The organism is Kribbella sp. CA-245084, assembly GCF_050942355.1.
Classification (GTDB): domain Bacteria; phylum Actinomycetota; class Actinomycetes; order Propionibacteriales; family Kribbellaceae; genus Kribbella.
This window is the reverse complement of record NZ_CP192053.1, coordinates 1440920-1459197: the sequence shown is the minus strand read 5'-3', so window position 1 is coordinate 1459197 and position 18278 is coordinate 1440920. Positions and strand designations below refer to the sequence as shown.

The 18278-nt window shown below is 67.5% G+C and carries 17 protein-coding genes; 7 read left to right on the top strand and 10 right to left on the bottom strand.

What is annotated here, in order from left to right; translation table 11 throughout:
- Positions 1 to 44: 44 nt before the first annotated feature.
- A complete protein-coding gene (sucD, locus tag ACQPYH_RS07210) occupies positions 45 to 935 on the bottom strand; it encodes a succinate--CoA ligase subunit alpha (protein WP_130443998.1) in 891 nt (296 codons plus the stop codon).
- Between the two features lie 14 nt (positions 936 to 949).
- The gene (gene sucC, locus ACQPYH_RS07205; protein WP_432888292.1) at positions 950 to 2122 is read right to left on the bottom strand and encodes an ADP-forming succinate--CoA ligase subunit beta; all 1173 of its coding nucleotides are present in this window, start codon (positions 2120 to 2122) and stop codon (positions 950 to 952) included.
- 129 nt (positions 2123 to 2251) lie between these two features.
- On the opposite strand from sucC, the gene ACQPYH_RS07200 reads away from it, so the two are divergent.
- The 3 genes from ACQPYH_RS07200 to ACQPYH_RS07190 all read left to right on the top strand — a co-directional run bounded on the left by ACQPYH_RS07200 (position 2252) and on the right by ACQPYH_RS07190 (position 5135).
- On the top strand, positions 2252 to 3889 hold the full coding sequence (locus ACQPYH_RS07200; protein ID WP_432888290.1) for a glycoside hydrolase family 13 protein: 1638 nt from the start codon (positions 2252 to 2254) through the stop codon (positions 3887 to 3889).
- Between the two features lie 66 nt (positions 3890 to 3955).
- Positions 3956 to 4405: a hypothetical protein gene (locus tag ACQPYH_RS07195; RefSeq protein WP_432888288.1), complete on the top strand. Its 450-nt coding sequence runs from the start codon at positions 3956 to 3958 to the stop codon at positions 4403 to 4405.
- Positions 4406 to 4586: 181 nt separating this feature from the next.
- Complete coding sequence (locus ACQPYH_RS07190) at positions 4587 to 5135, top strand: hypothetical protein (RefSeq protein WP_432888286.1); 549 nt, start codon at positions 4587 to 4589, stop codon at positions 5133 to 5135.
- A 194-nt stretch (positions 5136 to 5329) separates the two neighbouring features.
- Here the strand turns inward: ACQPYH_RS07190 and ACQPYH_RS07185 are convergent, their stop codons facing one another.
- From ACQPYH_RS07185 to ACQPYH_RS07170, 4 genes are all read right to left on the bottom strand, one after another.
- Positions 5330 to 6184 carry a carbohydrate ABC transporter permease gene (locus tag ACQPYH_RS07185; RefSeq protein ID WP_432888284.1) on the bottom strand — a complete coding sequence of 285 codons (855 nt, stop codon included), beginning with the start codon at positions 6182 to 6184 and terminating at the stop codon, positions 5330 to 5332.
- A complete protein-coding gene (locus tag ACQPYH_RS07180) occupies positions 6184 to 7245 on the bottom strand; it encodes a carbohydrate ABC transporter permease (protein WP_432888282.1) in 1062 nt (353 codons plus the stop codon). Before ACQPYH_RS07180 ends, ACQPYH_RS07185 begins: the two co-directional genes overlap by 1 nt.
- 97 nt (positions 7246 to 7342) lie before the next feature.
- Complete coding sequence (locus tag ACQPYH_RS07175; RefSeq protein ID WP_432888280.1) at positions 7343 to 8629, bottom strand: ABC transporter substrate-binding protein; 1287 nt, start codon at positions 8627 to 8629, stop codon at positions 7343 to 7345.
- Between the two features lie 367 nt (positions 8630 to 8996).
- Positions 8997 to 9416 carry a cobalamin B12-binding domain-containing protein gene (locus ACQPYH_RS07170; protein ID WP_432888278.1) on the bottom strand — a complete coding sequence of 140 codons (420 nt, stop codon included), beginning with the start codon at positions 9414 to 9416 and terminating at the stop codon, positions 8997 to 8999.
- 135 nt (positions 9417 to 9551) lie between these two features.
- On the opposite strand from ACQPYH_RS07170, the gene ACQPYH_RS07165 reads away from it, so the two are divergent.
- The 4 genes from ACQPYH_RS07165 (at position 9552) to ACQPYH_RS07150 (ending at position 13365) form a co-directional block, all read left to right on the top strand.
- Positions 9552 to 10406, top strand: a complete 855-nt coding sequence (locus ACQPYH_RS07165; RefSeq protein ID WP_432888276.1) for an esterase/lipase family protein — start codon at positions 9552 to 9554, stop codon at positions 10404 to 10406.
- Positions 10407 to 10626: 220 nt separating this feature from the next.
- Complete coding sequence (locus ACQPYH_RS07160) at positions 10627 to 11526, top strand: M23 family metallopeptidase (RefSeq protein ID WP_432888274.1); 900 nt, start codon at positions 10627 to 10629, stop codon at positions 11524 to 11526.
- 43 nt (positions 11527 to 11569) lie between these two features.
- Positions 11570 to 12088, top strand: coding sequence for a DUF6886 family protein (locus ACQPYH_RS07155; RefSeq protein ID WP_432888272.1), 519 nt, complete (start codon positions 11570 to 11572; stop codon positions 12086 to 12088).
- On the top strand, positions 12052 to 13365 hold the full coding sequence (locus ACQPYH_RS07150) for a lanthionine synthetase LanC family protein (RefSeq protein WP_432888270.1): 1314 nt from the start codon (positions 12052 to 12054) through the stop codon (positions 13363 to 13365). The genes ACQPYH_RS07155 and ACQPYH_RS07150 overlap by 37 nt, the downstream gene beginning before the upstream one ends.
- Here the strand turns inward: ACQPYH_RS07150 and ACQPYH_RS07145 are convergent.
- The 4 genes from ACQPYH_RS07145 to pcrA form a co-directional block, all read right to left on the bottom strand.
- Entirely contained in the window at positions 13355 to 14335 is a 981-nt protein-coding gene (locus ACQPYH_RS07145; RefSeq protein ID WP_432888268.1) for an NAD(P)-dependent alcohol dehydrogenase, read from the bottom strand. The genes ACQPYH_RS07150 and ACQPYH_RS07145 overlap by 11 nt on opposite strands.
- Positions 14336 to 14470: 135 nt before the next feature.
- A complete protein-coding gene (locus ACQPYH_RS07140) occupies positions 14471 to 15154 on the bottom strand; it encodes a TetR/AcrR family transcriptional regulator (RefSeq protein ID WP_432888266.1) in 684 nt (227 codons plus the stop codon).
- 39 nt (positions 15155 to 15193) lie between these two features.
- Complete coding sequence (locus ACQPYH_RS07135; protein WP_432888264.1) at positions 15194 to 15754, bottom strand: hypothetical protein; 561 nt, start codon at positions 15752 to 15754, stop codon at positions 15194 to 15196.
- 130 nt (positions 15755 to 15884) lie between these two features.
- Complete coding sequence (pcrA, locus tag ACQPYH_RS07130; RefSeq protein WP_432888262.1) at positions 15885 to 18218, bottom strand: DNA helicase PcrA; 2334 nt, start codon at positions 18216 to 18218, stop codon at positions 15885 to 15887.
- Positions 18219 to 18278 lie beyond the last annotated feature (60 nt).

Genomic DNA, 18278 nt, shown 5'->3' with positions numbered 1-18278 from the left:
ACGGGACCTGCTCCCGAAGGAACAGGTCCCGCTTTCAGCAGTAACTACTTGCTCAGACCCTGCATGATCTCGCGCATCAGGTTGGCGGTCTCGGTCGGCGTCTTGCCGACCTTCACGCCCACGGCCTCGAGGGCCTCCTTCTTCGCGGCCGCCGTACCCGACGAGCCCGAGACGATGGCGCCGGCGTGGCCCATCGTCTTGCCCTCCGGCGCGGTGAACCCGGCCACGTAGCCGACGACCGGCTTGGTCACGTTCTCCTTGATGAACGCCGCCGCCCGCTCCTCGGCGTCGCCGCCGATCTCACCGATCATCACGATCGCGTCGGTGTCCGGGTCGTCCTGGAACGCCTTCAGCGCATCGATGTGCGTCGTCCCGATGATCGGGTCACCGCCGATGCCGATCGCCGACGAGAACCCGAAGTCCCGCAGCTCGTACATCATCTGGTACGTCAGCGTGCCCGACTTCGACACCAGGCCGATCCGGCCCTGGCCGGCGATGTCGGCCGGGATGATGCCGGCGTTCGACTCGCCCGGGGTGATGATGCCGGGGCAGTTCGGGCCGATGATCCGGGTCTTGCCGGTCGCCTGCGCGGCGGCGAAGAACGCGGCGGTGTCGTGCACCGGCACGCCCTCGGTGATCACCACGACCAGCGGCACCTCGGCCTCGACGGCCTCCAGTACGGCGTCCTTGGTGAACTTCGGCGGGACGAAGATGACCGACACGTTCGCGCCGGTCTCCTTGACCGCGTCCGCGACGGTGCCGAACACCGCGACCGACTTACCGTCGAAGTCCTGGCTCTGCCCGGCCTTGCGCGGGTTCACGCCGCCGACGATGTTGGTGCCCGAGGCAAGCATCCGGGTGGTGTGCTTGGTGCCCTCGGAGCCGGTCATGCCCTGGACGATGACCTTGCTGTCCTTGGTCAGGAAGATAGACATTGTTCGGCGATCCCTTACTTCGCAGCCAGCTCGGCGGCGCGCTTGGCGGCGCCGTCCATCGTGTCGACCCGCTCCAGACCGGCGAGGCCCGCCTCGTCGAGGATCCGGCGGCCCTCCTCGGCGTTGTTGCCGTCCAGCCGGACGACCAGCGGCTTGGTGACGGCCTCGCCGCGGCTGGCGAGCAGCTCGAACGCCTGCACGATGCCGTTGGCGACCGCGTCGCAGGCGGTGATCCCGCCGAAGACGTTCACGAACACGCTCTCCACCTGCGGGTCGGAGATGATGATCTCCAGACCGTTCGCCATCACCTCGGCCGAGGCGCCGCCGCCGATGTCGAGGAAGTTCGCGGGCTTCTGGCCGCCGAACTCCTCACCGGCGTACGCGACGACGTCCAGCGTGGACATGACCAGGCCGGCGCCGTTTCCGATGATGCCGACGGAGCCGTCGAGCTTCACGTAGTTCAGGCCCTTGGCCTTGGCCGCGGCCTCCAGCGGGTCGGCCGCCGAGATGTCCTCGAACTCGGCGTGGTCCGGGTGCCGGAAGTCCGCGTTCTCGTCCAGCGTGACCTTGCCGTCGAGCGCCTCGACGTTCCCGTCCTCGAGCTTGACCAGCGGGTTCACCTCGACCAGCGAGGCGTCCTCGGCGATGAAGACGTCGTACAGCTTGACGATCTCCGGTACGACGGCGTCGATCACGTCGGCCGGGTACTTCGCGGCCTCGGCGATCTCGCGGGCCTTCGCCTCGTCCACGCCGGCGGCCGGGTCGATCGAGATCTGCGCGACCGCGTCCGGGTTGGTGTGCGCGACCTCTTCGATCTCCATCCCGCCGGCGGCGGAGGCGATGCAGAGGTAGTTGCGGTTGGCCCGGTCGACCAGGAACGAGAAGTAGTACTCCTCGGCGATCGCCGCGGCCGGGACGATGTTCAGGATCTTGACGACGTGACCCTTGATGTCCAGCCCGAGGATCTCGCGGGCCTTCTCTTCTGCCTCGTCCGGGCTCGAGGCCAGCTTGACGCCGCCGGCCTTGCCGCGCCCACCGGTCTTGACCTGGGCCTTCACGACCACCCGGCCGCCGATCTTCTCGGCTGCCGCGCGGGCTTCCTCCGGAGTCGTGACAACCGCACCCACGGTCGTCCGCACTCCGTGCTTGGCGAAGACCGTCTTCGCCTGGAATTCCATCAGATCCACGAGTGTGGTCCCTCTCTCGCCTGTACGGGGCTTCTGACACTAGCCACCCCGGGAGCCGGGGCAACAGCCGGGGTCGCCGCTGAGACGACTGTCACAGCATCCCGTGTCCCTCGTGTCAGGCTAGGTCACATGAGTGATCCAGGAAGCAGACCAGCTGACGACTGGTGGCGTAGCGCCGTCGTCTACCAGGTGTACCCGCGCTCGTTCGCCGACGCCGACGGCGACGGGACCGGCGATGTGAACGGCATCCGCGCCCGGCTGCCGTACCTCGCCGACCTCGGGATCGACGCGATCTGGATCAGCCCCTGGTACCCGTCCCCGCTACTCGACGGCGGGTACGACGTGGCCGACTACCGCGATATCAACCCGGAGTTCGGCACCCTCGCCGACGCCGACGCGCTGATCGCCGAGGCGCACGCGCTCGGTCTGCGGATCCTGATCGACCTGGTGCCGAACCACTGCTCCTGGGAGCACCCGTGGTTCCAGGCCGCGCTCAAGGCCGGCAAGGGCTCGGAGGAGCGCGACCTGTTCTGGTTCCGCGACTCCAAGGACGGCGGCCCGCCGACCAACTGGCCGGCCGCGTTCGGCGGTGGCGCCTGGCAGCAGATCGAGGACGGGCAGTGGTACCTGCACCTGTTCGACATCTCCCAGCCGGACTGGAACTGGGACCACCCGAAGGTGATCGAGGAGTTCGACGCGATCCTGCGGTTCTGGTTCGACCGCGGCGTCGACGGGTTCCGGATCGACGTCGCCGATTCGATGGCCAAGGACCCGGCGCTGCCCGACGTACCGCTGCACAACGGTGAGCCGACCCGGGAGAAGTACGTCGGGAACCCGTTCTACGACCAGCCCGGCGTGCACACCATCCATCAGCGCTGGCGCGCGATCGCCGACGAGTACGCCGATACGCCGCAAGGTGCCCGCGTGTTCGTGGCGGAGGCGTGGCTGTCCCCGGCGGAGCGACTCGCGCAGTACGTACGGCCGGACGAACTGCAGTCCGCGTTCAACTTCGATGCCCTGCGCGCAACGTGGGACGCGAAGGACCTGCGTGAGGTGATCGATCACACGACCGAGAACCTGTGGGCGGTCGGGGCGCCGGCGACCTGGGTGCTGAGCAACCACGACACGATCCGGCACCGCACCCGGTACGGCCGCGACAAGCGGGATGCGCTGGAGGGCGCGGGCGTCGTACCGACCGATCTGCAGCTGGGACTACGCCGGGCACGGGCGGCGGCGCTGCTGGAGCTGGCGCTGCCGGGCGGCGCGTACATCTACCAGGGCGACGAGCTCGGGCTGCCCGAGGTCGAGGATCTGCCGGAGGACGTGCTCGACGACCCGACCTGGGCGCGTTCCGGCCACACGGTCCGCGGCCGCGACGGCTGCCGGGTGCCGATCCCGTGGTCCGGCGCGGAGCCGCCGTACGGCTTCGGCCCCGGCACCAGCCAGCCTTGGCTCCCGCAGCCCGCCGACTGGTCGGGCCTGACCGCCGAGTCGCAGGTTGGGGACCCGGACAGCCACCTGAGTCTCTACAAGGCGGCACTCCGGATCCGCCGTGACCACCCGGCTCTCGGTGAGGGCCGCCTGGTCTGGGACGCCGACGCTCCGGCCGGTGTGCTGTCGTTCACCCGCGAGCCCGGGTTCCGCTGCGTGGTGAACCTGACGGACACACCAATCCCGCTCCCCGACCACGTGAAGGTGCTGCTCACCAGCGAGCCCCTCACCAACAACGAAGCACCCGCCGACACCACCGTCTGGCTACAGATCTGAGCAAGGCTTGACCATCGGAATGCCCGATCCCAGCTGTGCGCGGTGGGGTCGGGCTACCATCGACTCGTGGCCGATTGGTGGTCCGCGGAGGTACTAGACGGGGCTGATTCGTCCGCGTCCAAGTGGTGGCATATCTATGGTGAGGTGCTGACTGCCGCGGCGATCGGTCACGGTATAGAAGAGTGGAACCTGATCGACCTCGAGCACCTAGTGGTCTTCGAGGTTGGGTTCCGAGCAGCGACCGACTGGAGTGCCTTTCGCCGGCTGGGTGGCGTCGAGTCTGCATTGGACGCGGTACCAGACCCCGTCAACGGCCTGATCGTCTATCGCGGGCGAGGTGGAACCTCTGGGTCGTCGCAGATGCGCCGATCAGGGCCGCACGGCGGTGGAGACAGCATGGCTCTGCCGCTGCCTCCTGACGACGTCCGGCTCGACCTCACCAAGGGTAGGCGTGATCAGTCTGGTCGCCGGCTCGAAGCGCCTGGCGAGGATGAGACTCCGCCTGGCGGCAGCTGACCTGTTGACTCCATTGCAACAAGGTGCAATTTCCTGGAACCAATTGCCTGCGTATGCCAGGCTCCCACTGGGAGTCGTTTCGAAATAGCGATCCCAAGGGGAAGGCCCAAGGCGGAGCAGCAACTCCGTCTGAACGGTTATGCGATCGACTACGCATAGTTCGGCAGGCCAGGCGACCGTCATGAGCATCTGCGCCGTGACTGCGTTGCCTAAGGAGGAGGTCAGAATGCGCAAGTTTCAACTCGTTCTCATCGCTTTGATGCTCTGCCTGGCGGGGGCTGTCTTGAATCCGGTCACCGCCGCTGCAACCTCGAGCGGAGCTCCACCCGCCCCGACAACAACCAACCACCCCGACAGCGTAACCGTTGCGCCAACGTGTTATACGTACGCTTGGACACCCCAGAAGATTTCCACTCCAGCGCCCGGATTCGTGCGCGGATACGGCACGATGAAATGCAATGACAATCTCCCGTCACAGTGCACGACTCACGTCTACCTTCAACAATTCAGCGAGTACTACAAGAGGTGGGTGAACGTCAGGGACAAGTGGACCTACACCTGCCCGTCCAAAGTTGGGGTGCCCATGGCGGTCTACTCAAGCAATTACAACTGCAGTAGCAGTTCACCAATCATCTCGGACTGGAGGACAGTCATCTACCAAACCTGGGTCTACAACGGCCAGACCTCCAACGGTTCTGCCGTCAGCGCCGACACCCTCTGGAAGTGCTGAACCGGCACTGGAGCTGAAAGAGAAACGGCCGGAGCTCGAGGCTCCGGCCGTTTCCTTTGGCTAGCGGTACCGACGATCGCGGTCTTCCCGGTCCCGCCGGTCCCGATCCTCACGATCGCGACGGTCGCGATCCTCCCGGTCCCGATCTTCGCGGTCGTGGCGGTCCCGGTCGTCCCGGTCCCGTCCGAACGGGCTCACTTCACGCCACCTGCCGTCAGACCGGCGACGATACGGCGCTGGAACAGCAGTACGGCGATCACGAGCGGGATCGTGACCACCACACCGGCGGCCATCTGGCTGCCGAACGGCTGGTCGCGGCCGGTCGTTCCGGTGAACTGCGCGATGATCACGTTCGCCGTCTGGATCGACTTCTTGTTGGTCATGCTCAGCGCGATCAGGAACTCGTTCCAGGCTGCGATGAACGTGATGATCGCGGTGGTGAACACACCGGGCGCCGCCAACGGGATGATGATCTTGCGGAACGCCTGGGCCGGCGTACAGCCGTCCACCATCGCCGCCTGCTCGAGCTCCTGCGGCATCTGCCGGAAGAACGCGGTCAGGTTCCACACCGCCAGCGGCAATGCGAACGACAAGCTGGGCACGATCATCGCCTGATAGGTGTTGATCCAGTGGATGTTCACGAACAGCTTCAGCAGCGGCACCACCAGCGAGATGCCCGGGAACATCGACGTGGTGATGATGATCGCCAGGACGATGTTCTTGCCCTTGAAGTCGAGCCGGGCCAGCGTGTAGGCCGCCACCATGCCGATGAGCAGCGTCAGGATCGTCACCGACCCGGCCACGATCAGGCTGTTCAGCAGACCTCGGCCGAAGCCGTTGTCGCCGCTGAACACGTCCTTGAAGTTCTGGAACGAAAACGGTGCCGGGATGATCGAGTTGGAGAACTGATCGGACGGCCGGCGGAAGGCCGAGACCAGCATCCAGTAGAACGGCGCCAGGCAGTAGAGCACGATGATCGCGACACCGGCCAGCGGCGCCCACCGGCGCAGCGGGCCGGCCTCGGCCGGCTGGGGAGCTACGGCTGCCATTACTGTCCACCTCCACCCGAAATAGTGACGGCGCCGACAGTGGTTTCCGGCGCAGCCTTGACCGCGTTGTTCTTCCGCCAGCGCTTGCCGTTACCGCCGCCGCCCGGCTTCTTGGCTCTGGCCTCACCGATCACGTCGGCGCCGAGGATCTTCACGAACATGTACGCGACGACGGCGACGTAGATGAACAGCACCGTCGCGTAGGCCGCCGCGGGTCCGAACCTGACGTTGAACGCCTCGTCGTAAGCCAGCATCGAGAGCGTCTCGACCGAGTCCTTGTGCGGGCCGACCAGCACGAACGGCAGGTCGAAGATCCGCAGCGTGTCGAGGATCCGGAATAGCACCGCCACCAGCAGCGCAGGCTTCACCAGCGGCAACGTGATCCTGGTGAACGTCTTCCACGCGTTGGCACCGTCGACCTTCGCGGCCTCGTAGACCTCGGCCGGGATGGTCTGCAGCCCGGCCAGGACCAGGAGGCCGATGAACGGTGCGGTCTTCCAGGTATCCGCGATCACGATCGACGCCTTGGCCTGCCAGCCGTCGGTCGACCACAGCACCTGGGTGCCGATGATCGCGTTGAAGATCCCGTCGGCCTGGAAGATCCACTTCCACAGCAGTGCCGAGATGATCGTCGGGATCGCCCACGGGACCAGGATGCTGGCCCGGACGATGCCGCGGCCCTTGAAGGCCTTGTGCATGATCAGCGCCATCGCGACGCCGAGGACGGTCTCCAGTACGACGCAGACCACGGTGAAGAACGTCGTATTGTAGAAGGCGTTCCAGAACCGGTGGCCGGTGTCGCCACGGAAGATGTCGGCGTAGTTCTGCAGCCCGACCCACTGCGACCCCTGGACGACGAACCCGTTCGCGTCCAGGTGCTGACCACTCTGGAACAGCGACTCACGCAGCGCCGAGATGATCGGGAACAGCACCACGAGCCCGAGCACGATCAGCGTCGGGGAGAGCAGGATCGCGGCCAGCCGGCCGGTGCCCTCGTCGAAGCGCTGCTGGCGCTTCGGTTTCTTGACCGGTCGTTCCGCGACCGGTGCACTTACTGTCACCTGAGACTCCTTTGCTCCCCGAGCTGCACCCGGGCAGGGACGGACCGGGGCCGGTGCGTGGCCACGACAGCTCCACCCACCGGCCCCCGCATCACGATCAGTTCGTGATCAGCGACTGCAACTTGGTCTGCAGATCGGCGAGAGCCTTGTCCGGCGCGACCGAGCCGCTCAGTGCGCCGTATGCCGCCGCCTGAATCGCTGCCGTGACGTCGCCGTACTTGACCACCTTCGGCCGCGGCTGCGCACCGAGGATCGACGCCTTCAGCGGAGCCAGGTACGGGAACTGCTTGGACAGCGTCGGGTCGTCGTACAGCGACTGCCAGGTCGGAGCCTGCGAGGTCGCCTCCAGGTTCGCCTTCTGGCGGTCCTCACTCGCCATGAAGTTGATGAAATCGACCGCGGTCGCCTTGTTCTTGGCGAACGCGCTGATCGCATAGTCGTGCCCACCGAGCGAGGACACGCCCGGGCCGGTCTTGCCCGGCAGCGGTGCGACCGCGAACTTGCCGGCGACCTTCGACGAGCCGTCGGTCTTGTTGGCCAGCGAGTACACGTACGGCCAGTTGCGCAGGAAGAGCAGCTTGCCGTCCTGGAACGCGCGGCGGCTCGGCTCCTCGGTATAAGTGATCGCCTCCTTCGGGATCGCACCGGTCTTGAAACCGTTCACCAGCTCGTCGAGCCCGGCCTTGGCCTCCGGCGTGTTGACGTTCGGCTTGCCGTCCTTGTCGACGATCACACCGCCCGCCGAGTTGACCGCCTCGGAGAAGTTCACGGTCAGGCCTTCGTACTTCTCGAACTGGCCCGCGTAGCAGCTCATGCCCTTGGCCTCAGGCAGCGTGGCTACCTTCTGGCAGGCGGTGAGCATGTCGGCCCACGTCGCCGGCGGAGTCGTGATGCCGGCCTTCGTCAGCAGATCCTTGCGGTAGTACAGCAGGCCGCCGTCGGACGTGATCGGGACGCCGTACAGCTTGTCGCGGTACTTCCCGGTCTCGACCGTCGCCGGGATCAGCTTGCCCAGGTCCTGCACCTTATCTTCGGGGATCTCGGTGATCCACTGGTTCGCGGCGAACTCCGACGTCCAGACGACGTCCATGTTCAGCACGGTGAACGCGTCGGACTTGGCCTGCGCGTTCTGGACCATCTGCTGGCGCTGCGCATCCGCGCTCTCCGGCAGCTCCTTCAGCTCGACCTTCTCGTCCGGGTGCTGCGAGTTCCATGCCTGGATCTGCTTCGGCAGGAAGCCCGACGTGTCCTTGCCGGTGGCAAACGTGATCGGCCCCCGACCCTCGAGCGCGCCGGCGGCCGAACTGCCCCCGCCGCTGCTGCTGCCGTCATCGCCACTACCACACGCGGTGGCGAGCAGCGCCAGGCTGCTTGCGACAGCCACAAAGGCCGTCCTGCGTGCGTGTGATCGTTCAAACCTCATCGTTTACCTGCCCTCTCCCGATGGGACGTATAGCTTGGTCCGGCCCGGTTGATCGCAGACCCCCACCGCACTGCGATCCGCCATGTCCGGACAGTAACCGAGAACGGGGCCGATGTGTTCTGAGCCACACACAGTCCCATCGACGGTCTCTGAAACGGACAGCCGCATGGCTGTATGCGACCGCGTTTGGGAAGCCCGCACAACCGGGCATTTCCTAACGATTCGGTATTACCGATTAGTAACCTGGCTGAACCGGGCAGGACTGTTCAGAACGACTCCGGGCAGTCGCCATCACGCTCCGGAGCGGATTCGCGACTCCGGTAGGACCTCAGGCAGGAGACGCCGACGCGTCGCCGACATTGCCGCGGACCCACGCGACGATCTCGGTGGTGGTCGCGCCGGGAGTGAAGATCTTGTGTACGCCGAGCTCGGCCAACGGCTCCAGATCGGCGTCCGGGATGATCCCGCCGCCGAACACCACGATGTCCTCGGCGTCCCGCTCGGCCAGCAGCTCGCGCACGCGCTTGAACAGCGTCATGTGCGCTCCGGACAGCACCGACAGCCCGATCGCGTCCGCGTCCTCCGCGATCGCCGTCTCGACGATCTGCTCCGGCGTCTGGTGCAGTCCGGTGTAGATGACCTCCATGCCGGCGTCGCGCAGCGCGCGGGCCACGACCTTGGCGCCGCGGTCGTGACCGTCCAGACCGGGCTTGGCGACGACGACGCGCAACGGGCTCGTAGCAGGCATGCTCGCAGGCTAACCGGTGAGAACCTCACGGATAAGACACGGAGCCGTGTGTTCCCCGCCACGCACGGTGGGAACCGGTTACCGTTGAAAGAGATCGGACCAATCGGGGGGTCTGGTTTGTGTGAGGAGTCGCCCATGAGTTCCTGGCAGGACGACATCCGCGGCGCGCTCGACGGACTCGCGTACGGCGCCCGCTCCGCACTCTCACCCAGCGTGCTGCAGGGTGCCGCCGTCGAGATCGGCTGGCTGACCACGCACCTGGCGATGTATCCGCTCGGCCTGGTGAGTGGCTCGTCGCACGTACTCCCGTCCCGCTTGAACCTGGCCGGCCTCGGTCCCGCCCAGCGCGGCCTGCTGGTCAGCGACGTCCGCGCCGCCGGTACGCCGATCCTGCTGGCGCACGGGATCATCGACAACCACACGATCTTCGCGCTGATGCGCCGGCACCTGGCCCGTCGCGGGTTCAGCAGCATCCACACGTTCTCGTACTCACCCCTGACGCTGGACGTCCGTCGTACCGCCGAGCGGATGGGCCGGGAGATCGAGGCGATCTGCGAGGAGTCCGGGTCGGACCAGATCCACGTCATCGGGCACAGCCTGGGCGGACTCATCGCGCGGTACTACGTCCAGCGGCTCGGCGGGGACGAGCGGGTGCACACCTGCGTCACGCTCGGTACGCCGCATCAGGGCACCGTCGCGGCCAAGCTGCTGCCGTGGCCGTTGGTGAAGCAGGTCCGGCCGGACAGCGACCTGATGGCCGAGCTGGGCGAGCCGGCGCCGGACTGCCGGACCAGGTTCGTCGCGTTCTACAGCGACGTCGACCAGCTGATCGTGCCGCAGCGGCGGGCCCGGATCCGCCATCCCGACCTGCTGGCGAGCAATGTCCGCGTGCACGGGGTCGGTCACCTGTCGCTGCCGTTCCACGGCGAGGTCGTGCACCGGATCACCGGGATGCTGGCCCACCTCGACGAACAGCCCAAAACTGCCTGACCGGTCAGCCTTCTTCGCGCTCACGGCCGATGCACGTGCAGGCGCGCATGCAAAAGTTTCGTGAAGGAGAGGCGGAAAACACCGGGACAGGGTTTGTGGCCCCGTGACTGATCCGTTATCGTGCGTCAGGTCCCTAGCGGGAATAAACCCCCGACCAGGGATGGGAAGAGCCTCCCTAGCTCTTTCTCAAGCCCCTCCCCTGTGACCGAAAGGCCACGTTGTGTCCCAGCACCGTGCCGCGGGAGACCGCGTCACGCCCGGCAACGCTGCGCGCAAACCCGGCGCAGGACGTCATAGTGCCAAGCATCGCGTCGCCAGGCGTAATACCCCCAGCAGTACTCAGATCGTCGGACTGACCGCCGCGCTCGCCGCGGCAGCCGGAGCTGTCGGATTCAGTGCCAGCACGCTGGCGTCGCCCACCCAGGCGAACTCCGCGGTGAACCTTGCCGCGCTGAGCCTGAACAGCGGTCAGCAGCTGTCCGGCATCACCACGGCACGGATCCAGGCGCGCCAGCTCGCCACCCGCGACTCCTCCCGGGTCCAGCTGGCCGACACCACCAAGAAGCAGTCCGCCGCCGCGCAGCTGGCCAAGGCCCGCGCCGCGAAGCTGACCGCCACCCAGGCACTGACCGCGAAGCGCGCGAGCGCCCTGGCCGTCGCGAAGGCGAAGGCCGAGCTGGCCGCAAAGACCGCCCGCGAGTCGGCCACCCGCTGCCAGATCATGGTCACCGGCTACCACATCACCGCGACCTTCGGTCAGGGCGGCAGCCGCTGGGCCCACAACCACACCGGCCTCGACTTCGCCGCCCCGATCGGCACCCGGATCGGCGCCGTGATGAAGGGCGTGGTGATCTTCGCCGACTGGGCCGGTCCGTACGGGCGTCAGGTCCAGGTCCGGCACGAGGACGGCACCGTCACCTGGTACAACCACATGTCGAAGTTCAGCGTGACGGTCGGCGAGACCGTGTACGCCGGTGACCAGGTCGGCGCGGTCGGGATGACCGGCAACACCACCGGCCCGCACCTGCACTTCGAAGTACACCCGGACGGCGGCACAGCGGTCGACCCGGACCCGTGGCTCCGCAACCACTGCGGCCTCAACCCGTACACCGCCGGCTAGTAAACCCGAGCAGTGACTTGGCCTCACGGCTAAGCTGCGGCGCATGCGTCCGGCAGCTGGTGAGGTTCTGCACTTCTCCGAAGATCCGACGATCACGACCTTCCGTCCGTACGTCGCGCAGACGAACGGGGAGGTCACGCCGTACGTCTGGGCTGTCGGCCACGACCGCGCCCCGGACTACTGGTTCCCGCGGCAGTGCCCCCGTGCGTTGGCATGGGTGGGCCCCGCGACGACTCCCGAGGACCGCGACCGCATCATCGGCGCCGGCTCCGGCACCCGCGTGCACGCCGTTGAGTACGGCTGGCTGGACGCGATCCGCTCGGTCGAGCTGTATGCGTACCGCCTCCCGGCCGACGAGTTCGTGGAGCATGACGCCGCGGTCGTCGCAACGACCGAGGTCCGGCCGCTCGGTCCGGCCGAGCGTGTCGGCGACCTGTTCGCGCTGCACGAGGAGGCCGGCATCCAGCTGCGGGTCCTGCGGCGACTGCACGACTTCTGGGCCGAGACCGTCGCAAGCACCCTCGAATGGAGCGGGATCCGGATGCGGAACGCCAAGCCATGACGTACGGCGATGTGGCTGAGGCCGCCTGGGCGTGGGTGCGGAATCAGGTCCGGTGGGACGACGACGGGCCGTGGATCCCCGAGGCCGGGGGTGGTGACAAGCCCGTCGAGTACATCGACGGCATGCACAGCGGTATCGGCGGGCTCGCGTACACGCTGGCGGAGATCCGTCTGACCCGTCCGTGGACGAGCGCCGAACAGGACCTGGCAACGGGGATCGCCGACCGTATCCGTGCCCTCGTCCCGAAGGACGGGTCGACCACGTTCTTCGACGGTGAGGTCAGCTCGATCGGGATCCTGAGCGCTCTCGATGAGCCGGGTACGGATGCCGCGCTGCAACGGATCCGGGAACTCGCGACCGAAGACGGCTGGCCGGAGAGCTTCCTCGACGAGCCGCGGTACGAGCCGGGTGCGTTCGCGAACGATGTCACCCTCGGCACCTCTGCGGTCCTTCTCGGAGCGGTGTGGGCGATGCGCCGTGGCTCGGACGCGTCGGGGCTCGCCTCGCATGCGGCCGACGTGGTGCTGGGCGAGAAGGAGGAGACCCCGATCGGCGTGAACTGGCAGTTCGTGTCGCGGCGGTTCCGGACCGACGAGCCGACCGAGATGCCGAACTTCACGCACGGCGTCGCCGGGATCGCGACGGCGCTGGCGGTCGCGGGCGTGGATCTCGACCGGCCGGAACTCATCGACGTGGCACGGCGCGGAGCCGAGCATCTGGTCAGCATCGGAATCAACGACGACAAGGGTTTCCGGGTCGCGCGGGTGATTCCGTGGGCCGAGCGGCACGGCGACGAGTTCACGTACAACTGGTGCCACGGCGGGGTGGGGACGGCATTGCTGTTCAGCGCGCTCGAGTACGCCGACGTGAAAGAGGTGGCGGGCGAAACCCCGGAGACGTGGCATCGGCGTTGTCTCGACAGCGTCCGGTACTCCGGGATCCCCGAGCGACTGCACCCCGGCTTCTGGGACAACGACGGACGCTGCTGCGGTACTGCGGGAGTCGGCGATGCGTTCCTCGACACCGGCGACAACCAGGACCTGGAATTCGCCGTACTGATGGGTGACACGTTGCTCGACCACGCGCATCACGACGGCAGTCACGCGTACTGGCGGTTCATCGAGCATCGCAACGAGGATCCGCTGCTGCCGCCCGGGGTCGGCTGGATGCAGGGGGCGGCCGGTATCGCGGCGTACCTGTTCCGGCTCCAGCGGGTGCTGGGTGGCGATCAGCGGGTCGTGGAGCGGATGGACAACTGGTGGGCGCTCAGACGGTGATGACGACCTTCGCGCGGGCGTGTTCGCCTTCCAGGTAACGCATTGCGTCGGCCGTCGCGGCGAGCGGGTAGGTGCGGTCGATGATCGGCGCGACCTTGCCGGCCTCGGCAAACTCGCGGAGGGTCGCGAGGTTCTGCTGGCTCGCTTTCACCGTCAGTAGGACGATCCGGCGGCCGACGAACCGCGACAGCAGCGTGCCGCGCATCATCAGGCCCATCGGGCCGAGCAGGCTCCCACCCTTGTAGACCCCGCCGCCGGACAGGACCAGCAGACCACCGGGCTTCAGGACGCGGCGGAGGTCGGACAGCGAGCGATTGCCGACGAGATCGAGTACGACGTCGTACCGGCGATCCGCGCGGGCGAAGTCGGTCGTGGTGTAGTCGATCAGCTCGTCGGCGCCGGCCGATCGGACCAGCTCGAGGTTCCGCCAACTGCAGACGCCGGTGACGTTCGCGCCGTACGCCTTGGCCAGCTGGACGGCGAAGGTGCCGACGCCGCCGGATGCGCCGTTGATGAGAATCTCCTGGCCTGGTTGGAGTTTCGCGACATCGCGGATGCCGATCAGCGCGGTGTTGGCGGCCAGCGGCATGGCGGCCGCCTGCTCGAAGGTGAGGTTGGCGGGCTTCCTTTCGATCCGCTGCTCGGGAGCGCAGACGTACTCCGCGAAGGCGCCGTCGGCGTCGCCGTACACCTCGTCGCCGGGCTGGAAACGGGTGACCGCGGGGCCGACCGCTTCGACCGTGCCGGCGAAGTCGGTGCCGCGGATGCGCTCGTTCGGGCGCCGCCAGCCGAGGTCCGCGGACGGGCGGGCGATGTACGGGTCGCCGCGCAGGACGTGCCAGTCGCGGGCGTTGAGCGCGGCCGCGCGGACCCGGACGAGCACTTGGTCGCCGGTCGCCCTCGGGGTGTCGACGTCAGCGAACCGGAGGACGTCGGGCGAGCCGTAGCGGTCCTGGACGATGGCCTTCATGTTCCACCCCTTACATTGTAAGTCTCTCTTACGTCGTAAGGCTGGCTTACACCGTAAGAAACGTCAAGACCTCGGGCGAGAGGAGGTCAGCCGGGGGCTGGCGAAGCGGAGCGCTGGGGTGCTAGCGGGCGGGTGCTAGCGGGCGGCTAACCGGTCGAGGCCGTCGAGGATCAGGTCGAGGGCGAATTCGAACTCTTGCTGGTCGTCGCACCAGCCGATGGTTGAGTCGGGGTCGTCGTGGGCGACTTCGGCGAGCATGCCGGCCAGGTTGGGGACCTGCTCGGCCAGGTCGGCGAGCATTCGGGCATCGGCGTCCGGGTTGGGGGTCGCGTCCGCCGGGTCGAACAGTTCCTGGGTGAAGCCCAGGGCGCGGCTGCCGAGCGCGTGCAGGGCGTGATGAGCGAGGTCGTACGAGAAGCCGCCCGATCGCATCAGCCCGACGAGCCGGTCGTGGTAGATCACGACCGCCGGGCGCATCGTCGTACGACTCTCCAGCAGGCGCGGGGCCCAGGGGTGCCGGAGGAGCACGGCCCGCGCGGTGAGGATGCGGTGCCGCATCGCGGCCTTCCAGTCCTTGACCACCGTCAGCCGGTCGACGGCTTCGTTGAGCTCGGCCATCAGGACGTCGACGATGCCGTCGAGGAGATCGTTCTTGTTCGCGACGTGGTAGTACAGCGACATCGCCTCGGCACCGAGCGCTTCGCCGATCCGGCGCATGGTGACGGCATCGAGGCCGTCGGCGTCGGCAATCTCGACCGCGGCCCGCAGCACCCGGTCGCGGCTCAGCGGCGTCCGCGGCGCCGGCGCCTGACTAGCCACTATTGATCCTCCAAACGCTGATTCGTACAGCGTAAGGGGTCAGCGCTGCCAGACCTCGGCGGTAGTGAGGAACGCGGACGAGCCCGGCTTGTCCGGCGAGCCGTCGACCTGCACGAAGCCCGGGACCGAAGCGCCGCCGATCGACACGGTCGCCGACCTGACCGGCGCGATCACCAGGCTGAGGCTGTGATTCCCCTCGGCGAGCTGGAAGTTGTCGGTCGCGAACAGCCGCCGGTCGAGGACGCCGCCCATCTCGATCTGGATGTCGGCGGCTTTGGCGCTCAGCCCGTCCGCGAGGTTCATCGAGACCTGGACCAGATCCCGCTCGACGGCCGGCTCGTGCCAGGGCAGGCCTTGCACCTCGAGGAACGAGCGGACGAAGTACCGCTCCAGCCAGGAGGCGAGGTCGACGTCCTCGGAGACCACCCGGACGATCCCGTCGAACCACAGCACGACCGCCGTACCCGAGCCGCAGATCGACCAGTCGACCATCCAGATCGAGGCGTAGGCCGTCACCTTGCCGTTCTCGTCGAACAGCCGCAGCCCAGGATTGGCCCCCGCCAGGATGATCCGGCGGTTGTTGCCAGACGACTTGGACATGTGGGAGGACGCTTCCGGGAGGGGCCGAAGACCCTTGATTGTCTCAATCTCCGGCCCGAATGCAACGCGACCGTCCAAAAGGTTGACGTGGACTTGCGATTACCGGCCGCCGCCGACCCGCCGCGAGGAGTCAGATCTTCTCGACCGGCGCATACCGCAGCAGGAGCCGCTTGACGCCCTCGGAGCCGAAGTCGATGTCGGCCTGCGCCTGCTGGCCCTCGCCGCGGACCACGACGACCGTGCCCATCCCGAACGTGTCGTGGACGACGCGGTCGCCCGGGTTGAGGCTGATCACCGGCTTGTCGGAGCTGCCACGCGAGCGGGTCGGCTCGTACCGGCTGGGGATGCCGCTGCCGCGAACAGTCCCGGTGCCGGACCAGCGGGTGATCGCGGACTCGTCGCGCCGCCAGTCGAGCAGCTCGCTGGGGATCTCCTCCAGGAACCGCGACGGCGGGTTGTGCTGCGGAGCGCCGTACGCCGAACGCACCGCGGCCCGCGAGATCGCCAGCCGCTGCCGGGCGCGGGTGATGCCGACATACGCGAGCCGGCGCTCCTCCTCGAGCTCCTTCAGGTCGGTCAGCGAGCGCGAATGCGGGAAGACGCCGTCCTCCATGCCGGTCAGGAACACGACCGGAAACTCCAGCCCCTTCGCGGTGTGCAGCGTCATCAGCGTGACCACGCCGTCGGTGGCCGCATCCGGGATCTGGTCCGCGTCGGCGACCAGCGCGACCCGCTCGAGGAATGCCTGCAGATCGGCGGCTTCACCGGCCGCTGTCCGCTCCTCGACGAATTCGCGGGCCACCGAGATGAACTCGTCCAGGTTCTCCAACCGGGTCTCGTCCTGCGGATCCGGCGACTTCTGCAGCGTCTCGTAGTACCCCGAGCGGTGCAGCGCCACGTCGAGGATGTCGTCCGGCGGCGCACCCGAGTCGACCATCGCGGTCAGCTCGTCGAGGATGTCCACGAATGCCTGGACGGCGTTCACCGAGCGCGAGGCCATCGCCGGCGCGTCCTCGGCCCGGCGCATCGCGGCCGCGAACGAGATCCGGTCGCGGGCCGCCAGCGCCTCGATCGCCGCCTCGGCCCGGTCGCCGATCCCGCGCTTCGGCTCGTTCATGATCCGGCGCAGCGAGACGGTGTCCTCCGGGTTCGTCAGCACGCGCAGGTACGCGAGCGCGTCGCGGACCTCCTTGCGCTCGTAGAACCGGACGCCGCCGACCACCTTGTACGGATGGCCGGTCCGGATGAAGACCTCTTCGAACACACGGGACTGCGCGTTGGTCCGGTAGAAGACAGCGACGTCGGACGGCTTGATCCCGTCGGCGTCGGTGAGCCGGTCGATCTCGTCCGCGACGAACTGCGCCTCGTCGTGCTCGTTGTCGGCGACGTACACCGCGATCTGCTCGCCCTGGCCCTGGTCGGACCAGAGGTTCTTCGCCATCCGGCCTTCGTTGCGGGCGATCACCGCGTTGGCCGCGGACAGGATCGTCTGGGTGGAGCGGTAGTTCTGCTCGAGCAGGATTGTCTCGGCGCCGGCGAAGTCCTCCTCGAAGGCGAGGATGTTGCGGATCGTCGCGCCGCGGAACGCATAGATCGACTGGTCAGAGTCGCCCACCACCATCAGCTCGGCCGGCGGCGCGGTCGGACCGTTGCCATCTGAATTGTCTATGGCAGCCGGGTCCTCGCCGCAGAGCTCACGGATCAGCGTGTACTGCGCGTGGTTGGTGTCCTGGTACTCGTCGACGAGCACGTGACGGAAGCGACGACGGTAGTACTCACGGACTTCGGGGAAGGCCTGCAGCAGGTTGACCGTGGTCATCAGCAGGTCGTCGAAGTCCAGCGCGTTCGCCTGGGCGAGGCGCTCCTGGTACGTCCGGTAGCACTCGGCGTACGTCTCCTCGAGATGGTTCTCGGCCTTGGCCGCGGCCGTCTCGTGGTCGATCAGCTCGTTCTTCTGGGTGCTGATCCAGTTCAGCACGGCGCGCGGGTTGTACCGCTTCACGTCGAGATCGAGCTCGCGACAGACCAGCGTCATCAGCCGGCGCGAGTCGGTGTCGTCGTAGATCGAGAACGTCGAGCTGATCCCGAACCGCTTGATGTCGCGGCGGAGGATCCGGACACACGAGCTGTGGAACGTCGAGACCCACATCAGCTTCGCCCGCGGGCCGACCAGGTCCACGACCCGCTCGCGCATCTCCGCGGCGGCCTTGTTGGTGAACGTGATCGCCAGGATCGACCCGGGGTGCGCGTCGCGGGCCGCCAGCAGGTAGGCGATCCGCCGGGTCAGCACCCGGGTCTTGCCCGAACCCGCACCGGCCACCACCAGCAGCGGCTTGCCGGAGTGCACCACGGCCGCGCGCTGCTGCGGGTTCAGCCCCTCGAGCAGCGAATCTGGGTCGGTCCGGGACGTCTTCGGCTCCTCCAGCGGCACTGGGAGCTCATCAGGCGAGAACAGCGTAGTCATCACTCAACACCTTAGGCGCTCTCGCCGACACTTTCCGAAATGGCCTGACGCGAGCCCTGG